This window comes from Mycoplasmopsis adleri, assembly GCF_045276205.1.
GTDB classification, from domain to species: Bacteria; Bacillota_I; Bacilli_A; order Mycoplasmatales; family Metamycoplasmataceae; genus Mycoplasmopsis; species Mycoplasmopsis adleri.
The window spans coordinates 1,029,267-1,042,797 of record NZ_CP174162.1 but is presented as its reverse complement, the minus strand read 5'-3'; the positions used below and the strand labels follow the sequence as shown (position 1 = coordinate 1,042,797).

10 protein-coding genes are annotated in these 13,531 nt (G+C 25.9%); 7 read left to right on the top strand and 3 right to left on the bottom strand.

Annotated elements, in window-relative coordinates; genetic code table 4:
* The first annotated feature begins 179 nt into the window (after positions 1-179).
* From ACJA22_RS04405 to ACJA22_RS04380, 6 genes are all read left to right on the top strand, one after another.
* The gene (locus ACJA22_RS04405) at positions 180-2,201 is read left to right on the top strand and encodes a PA14 domain-containing protein (protein WP_406617047.1); all 2,022 of its coding nucleotides are present in this window, start codon (positions 180-182) and stop codon (positions 2,199-2,201) included.
* Positions 2,202-2,507: 306 nt separating this feature from the next.
* Positions 2,508-3,203 (top strand): variable surface lipoprotein, encoded by a 696-nt coding sequence (locus ACJA22_RS04400; protein WP_406617046.1) that lies wholly within the window; start codon positions 2,508-2,510, stop codon positions 3,201-3,203.
* Positions 3,204-3,272: 69 nt separating this feature from the next.
* Positions 3,273-3,989: a purine nucleoside phosphorylase DeoD-type gene (locus ACJA22_RS04395; RefSeq protein WP_406617045.1), complete on the top strand. Its 717-nt coding sequence runs from the start codon at positions 3,273-3,275 to the stop codon at positions 3,987-3,989.
* 186 nt (positions 3,990-4,175) lie between these two features.
* Entirely contained in the window at positions 4,176-4,838 is a 663-nt protein-coding gene (locus ACJA22_RS04390; protein WP_406617044.1) for a deoxynucleoside kinase, read from the top strand.
* 2 nt (positions 4,839-4,840) lie between these two features.
* The gene (locus tag ACJA22_RS04385; protein ID WP_406617043.1) at positions 4,841-5,515 is read left to right on the top strand and encodes a deoxynucleoside kinase; all 675 of its coding nucleotides are present in this window, start codon (positions 4,841-4,843) and stop codon (positions 5,513-5,515) included.
* Between the two features lie 143 nt (positions 5,516-5,658).
* The gene (locus ACJA22_RS04380) at positions 5,659-7,311 is read left to right on the top strand and encodes an IS1634 family transposase (protein WP_406617042.1); all 1,653 of its coding nucleotides are present in this window, start codon (positions 5,659-5,661) and stop codon (positions 7,309-7,311) included.
* Positions 7,312-7,551: 240 nt separating this feature from the next.
* Here ACJA22_RS04380 and ACJA22_RS04375 read toward each other — a convergent pair whose 3' ends face one another.
* Positions 7,552-10,446, bottom strand: a complete 2,895-nt coding sequence (locus ACJA22_RS04375) for a hypothetical protein (RefSeq protein WP_406617041.1) — start codon at positions 10,444-10,446, stop codon at positions 7,552-7,554.
* Positions 10,447-10,658: 212 nt separating this feature from the next.
* On the opposite strand from ACJA22_RS04375, the gene ACJA22_RS04370 reads away from it, so the two are divergent.
* The gene (locus ACJA22_RS04370; protein WP_406617040.1) at positions 10,659-11,063 is read left to right on the top strand and encodes a hypothetical protein; all 405 of its coding nucleotides are present in this window, start codon (positions 10,659-10,661) and stop codon (positions 11,061-11,063) included.
* A 417-nt stretch (positions 11,064-11,480) separates the two neighbouring features.
* On the opposite strand, the gene ACJA22_RS04365 is transcribed toward ACJA22_RS04370, so the two are convergent.
* Positions 11,481-12,647: an Mbov_0401 family ICE element transposase-like protein gene (locus tag ACJA22_RS04365; protein ID WP_406617038.1), complete on the bottom strand. Its 1,167-nt coding sequence runs from the start codon at positions 12,645-12,647 to the stop codon at positions 11,481-11,483.
* 48 nt (positions 12,648-12,695) lie between these two features.
* Positions 12,696-13,490 (bottom strand): Mbov_0400 family ICE element protein, encoded by a 795-nt coding sequence (locus ACJA22_RS04360; protein WP_406617037.1) that lies wholly within the window; start codon positions 13,488-13,490, stop codon positions 12,696-12,698.
* Between the last annotated feature and the right edge of the window lie 41 nt (positions 13,491-13,531).

Below are 13,531 nucleotides of genomic sequence, written 5' to 3'. Positions count from 1 at the left end.
TTAGGGACCATGGTTGAACAAATATTCCAACAGTTATTGACTTATCATTTGTAAATGACTATACAAGATATAGAAACTTAATAACAACCAATGGACAATTTATAGATGGATGATCAAGATTATCAGATCTTTATACAATTACTAAAGGTTCTAAAGACTGATATAGTCTTTATGCCGCGATGGTTTATTCATTAGGACCTTTAAACTTTGTAGATTATGTTAAAGCTTCAGGTAGAAATGGTTTTCATGATAAAGGCTTATTAACAACTGAATATTTAAGTAATTATTTTGATTTCAACTTCTACTACGCTCTAAAAAGTTTTGCGCCTTATTTAAAAGATAGACCTAACTTTGAAAAAGCTGTTCCAGAAAACATTAGTTCATTAAGTAAAGAACAAAAAGCAGTATTAAATAGGATTAAAAGTAAAATGGGATTTGATTTTGTAGGCAACTTATATGCTTGCGGCGCCTACTTATATAAACCAAGTAAAAACGCTTTTGAATATACTAGTGATACAGCTCCAGCATTTGAAATTCCAGCTGGTGGTTCATATACATTCGACTTTAACAAAGCAATTACTTCAGTTAATCCAAAATTTAAATTCAAAGAAATTAAAGTTTCTGATAAATCTAAACTTGGCGGTACATTAACCTTTGATGCTAATGATAAAAAGAAATTAGTTTATACAGCTAATCCAGAAAGTTATGATCAAATCGATGAATTTGATATTGATGTTATTCCAGAAAAATTTGAAGGAAGACCTGATAATTATGTGCCTTCATATAAATTCAAAATCAAAGTTAGAAATGTTGTAAATAAACCAACATTATATATTTATGATCAATTACCTGCTGGCGTAAAACCAAGAGGTGCTAGTGATTTGCCAAAATTAATTCAAGATAACAATTTAGAAGCTTCTTTAATTAAAATTCCAGATGAAACAAACGGAAGAATAAATTACATAAGAAAAGAAAGACAATATGTTGAGTCAAGATTCAAATTTGTTGCTCCAAAAACAGGTAAATACACATTTATGTCTAAACATGATGACTTCATGATTGTTAAAGTAAATGGTAAAGCTATCTCTGAAAAGAATAAATATAACCTTAGTTTTGAAAACATGGGTTCATATGACTTTGAAGAAGGCAAAATTTACGATATAACACTTGGTATTTATAATGAAGGCGGTGGCGGTTCATTCGATACTTATTTAGATTTAAATGGTCAAAAATACAGTATTTATGAAAACTCATTAAGTGATTTATTAGATGTAGCAAATCTTTCTAAAGAACAAATTGATAAATTCCTTAAAGACCCTGTTTATAAGTATAAACAAAGATTTAAACCAGAAGATCCAAGATTCGATATCGAATTTGCTAAATTGATTTGATCTAAACAACCAGTGTTTAAAGCTACAGTAGAAGAATTAAGCAAATATAAACCAATAAATCCAGACAAAAATCTTGCTGCAACTGTTGACAATAATACAAATACATACTTAGAAACATGAAGCACAAATGAGGTTAAATTTAAAGTAAACTTCGATAAAGCAATCACAACAGATACTTTAAAAATCGTGCCACGTAAAGATAACCACGGCAGTTATGTTCCTAACTTTATTAAGTTAATTGCAGTCGATGAAAACAATAATCAAAAAGTTGTTTTTGAAGGTAAAACATGAAATAATCAATTATGATTCAATCCAACATCAGCTAAATCATTTATTGTAGAAGCAAAAAGAGTAGACGGTAAAGGTACAGGCTTAGTATTTGCTGAATTACAATTTGGTGTAAGCGCATTAAAACAAAATACCATTATTCCTTTAGTTAATCATTCTTCTATTGATACGAGCGGTTCATGAGAATGATTAAATAATGATAGTACAGAAGCTTTCTCTCCAGTTAATGGCGTTTCAATTAAATCAAAAAGAAAAAATGATACATTAACTTTTGAAGTTTCTGATGTTAACTTTACTATATATGGTAAAACAAGCACAGAATCGAAAACATTATTTGATGTATATGTTGATGATCAATTAGTAGCTGAAAACGTTTCAACAAAAGCTATAGCTAATTCTTATAGCGCTCCATTATTTACCTACTTTGATTTCTCAAAACCTAATAATACAAAACACAAAGTAAAAATTGTTAATAAGACTAATGAACCTTTAATTCTTACTTATTTCAGTACCAAAAACTAATTTTAGAAAGCATCATTTATGGTGCTTTTTATTATAGCCCAAATTAACTAATTAACCTATAAAACAGACTAATAATAAAAAAAGTAAAACCTTGAAATTAAAGTAGGTATAAGCACGTTATTCGTGTTGTTTTTTGCTTTTAGTGAACTTCAAAAATAACGATTCTTATTTCTTATCTTTGAGTATTAACTTATGATTTTCTAAATTAGAAGTTATATTTTTGGCAAGATTTTAAATGAAATAAATAACAAGAATAAATTTTAAATTTTTCTGTTACTTAAGACACGCATATTAAAAGGAACTTATATGAAAAGAAAATTGTTTTTATTATCAACACCAGTTATTGCTTTGAGTATACCTTTAGTAGCTGCTGGTTGCCAACCAACAACTAAATCAATATCTAAAGATGGTACATTAGCACTTGAATTTGGAGACCAATATTTATCATATGCTTGAAATATTGATCAAGATTTAGCAAATGAGATTTTTGCTCAAACTAATAGTTCAAATTTAAATATTAAGCAAGAGTTTGCTCGAATTATTTCTCAAATTAAAACTATATCAGCTTCAATGAAAAATAAAGAAAACCCAATTTTGGAAGATGATCAAATAATTCTATTAAATGGTTTATATAGAGAGGCTAAACATTTATATGAATTGGAAGAAACTCCAAATAAAATGATTTTTGAAGCAATTTATTACATGTTTGATTTGAAGAAAAAATTAAATACAAAAATAGAACAATCAGCTGGCAAAGATGTTACTTTATTAAAAAAGAAATTAAGTGAACTAAGTACTATATTAACTGACGTTCAAACTCAAGAATTAAAAAATATTGTTGATGAAATATTTGCTAAAACCCCTTCAGAAGAATATGTAAAACAATTTGGAGGCGTCAAATCATTTAAATCTAGATTAATTACACATGTAATTGATAAAGAAACATTCATGAAGATTTATTCATGAATTGCTACATCTAAAGATTTATTAAAACAACAATAAAAATTGAAGCCGCTTATAAAAGCAGAAATTATAGTAAAATTTTATAAATTAATATAAATGGAGGTGATTATGTCATTACATGTTAACGCCAAGAAAAATGAAATAGCAAGAATTGTAGTTCTTTCTAGTGATCCTAAAAGAATGGAATTCATGGCTTATAAATTCTTAAAAAATGTTAAACAAGTAAGTAATATGCGTAACCAAAACTTTTTCACCGGTGAATATAAAGGTAAAAAAGTTACTTTTGGTAGCCATGGTATGGGACAATATTCAGCAGGTACAATTGCAACAGAATTAATTGTTGAATACGGTGTTGATGTTTTAATCCGTTGTGGTTCAGCTAGTTCATATGTTCCTGAATTAAAATTACTTGATACAGTTATTATTAATCGTGCTTATAGTGATAATTTAGCTGTGTCGAGACTAGTTAATAATGAATTATCGCATGTTTATTATCCAAATAAGATATTAACTGATGAGCTTGAAAACACAGCTAAGAAGCTTGATATTCCTTATACTTTAGCAAGTATTCACTCAGCTGATGTGTATTATAGTAACCGTTCGATTAAAGATACTATTAGTGAAACAAGTTCAACTGTAGTTGATGCAGAATGCTTTGCGCTCTTCGCGGTAGCTAAAAAATATGATAAAAAAGCAGCTGCTGTATTGCAAATCAGTGATAATTTACCTAACATGGAATTTATTGATCAAATTGAAAGAGAACAAGATATTTTCAATGCTTTTCAAATAGTTCTTGAAACCATTACAACTAACAAATCATTATAAAAATAACTTAATTCGTTTAAATGTAGGCTTATTGGTAAAATAGCCTATTTTTTTATAACTTCTTGTTATAAAAAACCTGCCTAATATTGTAATTTAAAAATGGTTTTTTCATAATTTTTTATAAATAAAATTTGCCGAGTGTTAAAACCATTATAATAAATAAATAATATAAAAATAGGAGGCAATATGTTAATAGGAATAAGTGGAATGATTAGTAGTGGTAAAAGCACTTTAACAAAGAATTTAACACGTCATTATCGTACAAGCATTATGCTTGAAGAATTTGAAGAAAATAACGAGGTTTTCAATACATTTTTAAAATGATTATATGAAAAACAACCTAACTTAACTATGGGTTTTCAGGCTTATGTAGTTGAAAACCACACAACTAAATTAAACGAGTTAATTGATGAATTTAATTTATTAGGCAAGGATTGACATTCAGATCATATTTTCTTAGATCGTTTTAGTATTGAACATTATATTTTTGCTCATGTTAATTTAAAACCCAAAGGCAAAAAATATTTACAAGGCTATGACGCATTGTTTGAACATTTAATTACAAAGGATGAAACACCAGATTTAGCGATTTATCTTGATATGACTTGAGACACATTCAAAAAACGTTTATTTGAACGTGGTAGAAAAGTTGAAATTGATAACTTTTATGCTAACGAAGAATACTTCAAAGAGTTATTTGATGTTTACAAAAAGCTTTTTGAAAAACAAGCTAAAAAATACAACTTGAATTACTTTGTAATTAAAACAGATAACTTAAATGAAAAACAAGTATTGGAAGAAGCTATTAAAATTATTGATAATTATTATTCAACATATAAAAGAGGTTAAAAATGATTATAGCTATTAGTGGAATGATTGGTTCAGGTAAAAGCACATTAACTAAAAACTTAAACAAGCATTACAAAAACTCGATGATGCTTGAAGAATTTAGTGATGATGATCCAGTTTTTAATAACTTTTTAAAATGATGCTATGAAAAACAACCTAACATTGACATCGCATTTCAATCATTTATTGTTGAATCATTAACCGATTTAAACAAAAAAGCTGAAAAGAAGTTTTTGAAAAAATATACACACGAAAACGGATTTTTATTTTTAGATCGTTTTATTCTTGAACACTTCATTTTTGCAGTAGTTACTTTGAATAAAAAACCTAAAAAATATTTAGAAGCTTTTGAAGCGATGTTTGACTTTATTTATGACACAGATACAGCTCCAGATTTATCGATTTATATTAAGATATCTTGAGAAACTTTCAAAGATAGAATTTTTGAAAGAGGTCGGCAAGTTGAAATTGATAATTTTTATCTCAATGAAAGTTATTTTCAAGAGTTACACAAAGCATATTTGTCTCTGTTTGAAAAGCTAGTTAAAAAGTATAAAATTCCTTATGTAATCATTAACGGTGATAATAAAAGTGACACTGAAGTAGCTGATGAAGCAATTAAAATTATTGATAAATACAATTGATCGAAAAGCAAAAGAATCGAAGCACTTAAATAAGAGTGCTTTTTATTATTTGCTTGTTTTCCTGAGTTTCCAAGTTGGAGCTCTTTTTTATTACTTTTTTCAGTGTTATTTATACATAAATAAAAAAAAGTTATTTTTTTACATAATTACATTGTAATTTGTGGTATAATAAAGATATGAAAAAAGACAAATGACTATTAATTTCAAGAAAAAATAAGAACTCTACTTACTTATCTTTAGCACTTTCAGGAGGATTTGGCAAAGGTTATAAGAAATCTATCGGTATCGGTACAGTTGAAAAATGAGAAAAATATTGTTCTGATCCAGTAGAAAAAATTAAAAAACTATCTCAAAACTACAATACTGATTGAGATAGAAATATGATAATTAGACAATTAGAGTTAGATATAAGCAAGGTTAAAATTGAAACAAAACAGTTCAATTATGGATATGATTTGTTATACAGTTTCTTAGAAAAATTAAATCCTTTTAAAGATGCTAAAGTATCAAAATCCAAGTATTTAAATGATTTATTAAAATATATGATTTCAAATAGAATTGTAAATCCGGGTAGCATGCTTTCATCCTTTAAAAATAAAGACAAATTCAATATAAATTTAGAAGTTGAAAAGACGACATTTTATAATACTTTAGACTATTTAGCTGAAAATAAAAATAACATTTTAAAGAGTGTTAACGATACATTGATCAAAGATAAAAATAGAAAAATAGATATTATTTGATACGACTCTTCAACGGTATATTTTGAAAGTTTTGTAAGAGAAGGATTGAGATATCCAGGTTATTCTAAAGAGGGAAAATTCAAAGAAGATCAAATTGTTTTAGGTTTAGCAACAGATGAAAACGGCATTCCAATTCACTATAAATTATTCAAAGGGGACACTGCTGATGCATCAACATTTATTAATTTTATTTTGAATATAAAATCACAATATGAATTAAACAAAGTAACACTCATTGCTGATAGAGGAATGAGTACAAATAGAAACATAAGATTCTTAGAAGATAACGATATTGATTACATTTTATCTTATAGATTAAAAGCGGCTTCAAATGACCGAAAGACCTTTGCAATAGATGAATCCGGCTATTTTGGAGACAATAATTTTAAATATAAAGAAACTACTTTTTATTCGTTTTGAAAGAATAGAAGAGCAAACGGACACAAGAGAAGATTGGTAGTAACATATAGTAAAAAAAGAGCATTAAAAGATAAAAATGATAGACAAATTTTAATCGATAATTTTATTAAAAGACAAGATAAAGACGGACTAGTTCATGATCAAGTAATGTTCGGTCAAAAGAAGTTTAAATTCTTCGAAAAAGTTGGTGGTAAAGGTTATTACAAACTTAACTATGACAAAATTATCGAAGATGAAAAGTTTGACGGATATTATGCTTATGAAACCTCTAGATTTGATTTATCACCTGAAGAAATTGTGAATTTATATTCAAAACAATGACAAATAGAATCAAACTTTAGAGCTTTAAAAAGTGCTTTAGCTGTAAGACCTATTTATGTATGAAGTGAAAAGCCTATTGAAGGTCATTTCGTACTTTGCTTCTTATCTCTTGTTTTATTAAATTTTGTTATTAATTATTTAAACAAAGGTTTGAAAGAACTCGGTGTTGTAGATGAAAAAATCACAATCAAAAAATTACAAGATGTAATAAAAGAAACAATCAAAACATGCAAGATTATTGACGGAAAAATTGAAAGTGAAGAATATATTATTAACGACAACAATAATCAAGCAATTCAAGATTATCAAACATATTTAAGAATTTTAAATGAATTAAAATTTTAAATTATTAAAAACAGCTCATCAAACAGATGAGTTGTTAAAAATTACATTGTAAAAGTTGGAAACTCGGGAATTAAAATTATTGATAAATACAATTGATCGAAAAGCAAAAGAATCGAAGCACTTAAATAAGAGTGCTTTTTATTATTTGCTTGTTTTATAGGCTAATTTGTTAAATATACCTCCTTGCAAAATGCACAAAAAAGATATATCACAATAAATGATATATCCTTAAATTTTAATTTATTGAAGTAAATTCATAGCGTTTAATCATAGCTTAGAATCGAAGTTATTACCATCTTCTTTATTAAAGATAAATACAGGATTTGAATAAAGTGTATTTGAATTTGAAGCATCTTTAGTTCTAATTACGTAAATACCGCTTTCATTATTTGTTAAATCATTAATTGTTGTTTTGAGTTGGCTTTGAAGTGAACCACTAAATGTTTCTATTACTTTAATTTCTTTAGTTTTAGCATTAATAAACACTAATTCTAACTCATTTGTTACATATTGTACGTCTGTATATAAGTAAAAACCTTCATTAAATCAATTATTATTATCTTCTTTATAGTTAGTTATAACATCTCTTCTAGGAGCTGAATTTAATCTAACTGATAATTTACCTAAACTATTAGGTTTAGTTTCATTCGATGAAACAAATTTAATATTAAATATTTTTGATTTATATTCCAGTTTTGAATTAGTTTGAGATGTTGCTTTGATGTAATAATATCCATCATAATCATTTGAATAAATGTGCGCTTTATTTAAATCTGCTTTAGTTAAAGTTGGTTCATTTTTGTTTGAAACGACTAGTTTAAAATTGTCATATGAAGCTGTTTTACTGCTTGAATAGTAAATTGAATAGTTATAACCAGCATATGTTAAATTCAATAATTCATTAGGTGAGTTTCATAGCTGGAAGCTAAATGTTTCACCTGATGAATCTTTTTGATCAAAGTAATCTTTATTAATATAATAAACATTAGGAATAATCGTTGAAGTAATTAATGTTTCATCACTAACAAAGACACTTGCTATAGTATTTTCATAAAATTGCTTAATTTTTTCGATTGATTCATAATAATTATTTTTGTTAGAGTTTTCATAAATTTCATTAAATTTACTTAAGGTCTCATCTTTTAATGATTGCTTAATTTGGTTTTTAAGATCACCTACTTTAAGCATATTAATTAATAAAGTGTAATAGTTCTTTCAAATTTCAACATCACCTTTTTGTAAATATGATTTTGAAGTTAAATTAAATAAATCAATAACATCTTTTGGCAATTGAATTTCTTGTAATTCACTTCCTCATATTGGATTAGTAGAATAAATAATTTTATCTTCATTGTAATTTAATGAAAAGTCATGAACTGTTCTATTATTTGAACCAGTTAATTCAACTTCTTTAGATTTATCTCAATTAAAGCCATTTTCATTAATAGGCACAATTAAAACTTTTTTAGTTTGTGAATATTCATTTGGCTCTACAATAAAAGCACAATCGTTAATTTGGAACATTAATGGGTTGCTAGATTTAACCTTTTTAATTAATTTATCTTTAATATTTTTAGGTAAAGTATCTGAGACATCTTCAACATTAAAATAATCATATTCTAATTTAGTTCTTTTGAATCTAAAACCTTGTGTACTACTATGTGTTACATAGTATCAAAAACCATTAACATAAACTCCGTTTGAGTATTTAGCTTTTTTATTTTCTTCACTAGAGTAGAAAATATGATTATAAATATTGAAGTTTCCTTTACTATATTTATTAGTATTATCTTTGCCAGGTTCAGTTCAAATTAAATATCATAAACGATTGTAATTGTATTGTTGTTTTCAATCTGCATAAGGTTCATACATATTATTTCCAAAGATTGAAAATAATAATCTTTGCTTATTTATACCTTTTGAATTAGCATAAAGATTTTTACCTGTAGTAATTGATCAGCTATCTAATTGTCAATTAGTGTCGCTACTTCCACCACTTTTTGAACCAATAGAAGCATTACCACCATCATCACCAAAAGTAGGGTCACATGCATATCATTTCTTTTGGCCATTATTCTCTAAATCAAGCTCTACTCAAACTAATTCATGCAATTCATTAGCTTGATAACCTACCATGATTGGTATAGTTCGAATACCAACATATTGAAGCGCTAAAGCTAAAGCACTCGAATAATCAGCACAAACTCCATTATGCTTCATATATGCATATTCGTTAGACTTACCACCATAAGCAATTCAGTTAAGAATAAACTTATAAATAACAAATAATTTATCTAAGTCTTTCATTCCTGGTCTAATATTTTGATCCAAGAACTTAAAGTAGTTTTCCATCTTTTGACGTTCAGCACTTAATTTTAATCATTCGCTTGCATACATGCCACCAACTATAGAAGCTACATATCATTTTTTAGTTTCAATTGTTTCAGGTGTATTAAATTGTTTATTATCACTATTTCTATTATCTGGATCTAATTCACCCTCTTTATAATCTATTCCTGAAGCCCCTTTAGGATTAGTAATTTGAGTATTATCATGCTTTAATCTAAATCTTAATGAAGCCTGTGAGAACGGCATATAAGGGAATTTAATAATATTAGTAGAAAGTCATTTAGAATAAACATTAGCAAGTTGATTACTTTCAATCATTCTTTCGCCAAAAGTTAAATTAAACAATTGATCTTGTGCAATTATTGTGAACATGTTGTATAACATATCATCTGTTATTTCATTATCTTCAACTCAAGGTAAAGGAGCATTTCCGAAACGAATAAGAACATCTCTATTTTGTGTACTTGGAAGAGTAATTCTATTTTTAAATGTTCTAGGAACATCAGGTAAATATGTATAATCAACACCTAATTTAGCATCTCTTAAACGACCAGTACCAATTCCAAAATTATGAATATCATATGATCTTTTGTATGTATTTTTTAAATCAGAATCATTATTTGGATTTGGTTCTATTACATGTTTAAATCCGCCAATAGGTTCTTCACCAACTGTTTTAGTTCAATCTGGAGTTGTAGATTTATAACCTACTCTAGCATCATTAGGATCACTTTGAACAGGGTCATCGATATGATTATTATCATATTGTTCTTTATCTTTTAGCATTGCATCTTTAATATCATTTAATGCTTTTATGCCTGTTTTAATGCTGTTTTCGTCCTTTTCATTAACTTCAATAGCATTAACTTTTGAGATATATTTATCTTTTAAATCTTATTCATTCCAGAAATAAAAGTCCCAACATTTGAAAATGTCGGGATTTTTCTGTCCTTTTGGTAAAATAAAAATGATAAAAAGAAAGGACAACATAATTATATATGAAAAACGATAAAAAAATTTTCTGTACTTTGGTTAGAAGTAAAAATGTGCATAACAAAATTCAAACTTCACAAATTCATTTCGCTGTTGATAAGAATTACTCTGAAATTTTAAGCCGCTCGAAAAACTACTCGACACACAAAAACCATATCGGTTTTGCAGAAGTGTTTCAGATAATATATGGATTACTAAATTTTCAATCTTTAAAAGAAATATCTCAAAATATTGAAATATCGACTAAAGCGATTAAAAGGTTTTTATTTAAATATTCAAAAGGAATATATTTAGGCAAAGGCGATAGAAAAACCTGTGATTGTTGTGATGCTAAAATTAAAAAAGTTCGTTATTTAGATCTTGATGAATTTATGATAAATGTTGCTAATTGGATGTGTAGGAAAATGTAGGGTTAGCAAAATCATAAAGTGATTTTTCTTATCAATATAATTCTACCAAAATTTTATTAAATAATATAAATTTCTTTTTGAGTTTGCACTAGTGCAAGCACAAAAAGTGGCCTATATACGCGCGCGTATGCGGGCGCGCACCCTTGAATAGGGCAAGGGAAGAACCACTAAAACTACTTACCGTAGTGCGGTTTTTCCCTTTTAATATATTATTACAAAGTAATAATATATTATTTTTGCATGCACTTCAGTTTGCACTTTTTGATTTTTTAAAAAAAGTGCTTGCTAATTGTTAGCACTAACAACTTTTATATATAATTACTATGTAATTATATATAATTTTTTACAAAAAGTGCAAACTCAAAATAAAAAGGCAATAAAAAAACGTGATTTTATAAGAAGATCACGTTTATATTTTTAGGAATATTTAATAGAATTTTTTAGTTTTAAAAGATTAATATTTTGTCTTGAAAATGCATTTTTTGTATATTTTTTTAAGTAATGTCCAATAAAAGTTTCAGCATTTCCACCAAAATAATTAGCATTTTCATAGGTATTTATAAGATAGTTTTTATTATTTTTTCACAGTCTTAATAAGCTTTTTATTTCTCAAATTTTTAATTTTGATATTTTATTTTTCTTTAAAAAATCAATGTTTTTTCTCAATAAATTTTCAAATTCATCATATTTTTTATTTTGCAAAAATCATAAAAATAAAGGAAATTGATTGCCAAATTCTTTTCCAAAAATATTTTTGTTTTGTTTATTTTTATTCTTGCTATAACCAAGACAATTGAACAAAATTTTATGAAAATGAAACTTATCATAGTGTCTAATAGCTTTAATATTTTGACTAAATTTTGTAATACATCTAGCACCATCACCTGATAAATTTATATTTTTATAGGTATAAAATTTATCTATTATTTCTTTAGTTTTGTTAGTTAAAAAGTCCATATTTTGATAAGCTAAAGCATTCTTATCAAATTGAAAAATAATCGTTTTATTTAATAATTTATGATTATTTTTATCCTGATATCCATTATGAATTCCTACCATTCTTACTCGATATTTACCATTATTTAAATGTATAAAAGCATCATCATTTTCTATCTGAATTGTTTGATATTTTTGAGTTAAAAATTTATCGTATTGAACCATAAAAGTTATGTATTTTATTTTTAAATAATAATGATAAATATCATAAGGAATTTTGCTTTTTAAAGCTTCATTTTGTTCCTTATTTCTACGTCTTAAATTTTGAGTTTTTATAGCTACTAAAACACTGCCTAATCAGTATCTTTTCTTACCCATTAATTTCAATATTTCATTATGATAATATGTAAATTTTTTACCTGTTTTTTTATCTAAATATTGAGTTAAATTGATAGTATATATTTCGCCATCGATAATAATAGTTTTAATTCTTCGATCCGAAACAATTCAATCTTTATATTCTTCATTTTCCAATCTAGTTTTGGTTCGAAATATTTCTTCTTCATCATTTAATTTTTCTATTATCATTTGTCCAGTAGATAAAATATCTTTCTCACTTACACCATTAACAAATAAATCTGTAGTCATAATAAATAAAATTAAAACAAAAAGCTAGAATAAACTAGCTTTATAGTTTTAACGTGAACGTCCTTTCGTTTCTTCTTCATCTTCGATATCATCATTAGAATTAGTATTCTCTTCTTGATTAACAATAAAATAATTACCAGATTCTTTATCTAATTCATATTGAAAGAAATATTCATTAGCTATATTTTGTTCTTTATCGATACATAATTTAATATCTTTTAAAGCTTCTTGTGTATGTTCTATATTAGATGTATTTACATTGTTAAGAAATTCATTTTTATCAAAATGTTTAGAATAATAATCTTTTACTTCTTGATCAATTAATTTATTGTTAGGGCTAATAGTAGAATAAAATTGATTAGTTATTTGTTTATTATTTGTATATAAAACTAAGTTATTTTCTAAATTATTAGATATTTTTAAAATATTTAAATTAGGAGGTATTGAATTAATACGTTTTTCCAAATCATTTAATATCAAACTTTTATCTTGATTATTTAACGATAATGTATTTTGATATATAGTTTCATCAATATTATTTTCCAATAATTCCTTATCAACAATAAAAATATCTTTTGTAATAGCAATTCCTTGATGGTTTGTTCAATAATAATCTTTTTGATAAGTTTTATTATTTACCCAAATATTATTTCTTATGGTAGAAGGAGTAGCAGTTTGCAAACGAATACAATAATAAGTTTTATCTTTTTTGCTTTCAAAAATAATTAAAGGATGTACTTGTATTTTTCCATTAGATAATACTTTTCCATCTATAGGTAAATTAAAAATATCTTCTAATATTGGATTATTTATTTTTAGGGGTTTTCATAAATCTAAAGACATAATTAAAATTATACAAAAAAGAGGCATTAAACCTCTTTTTA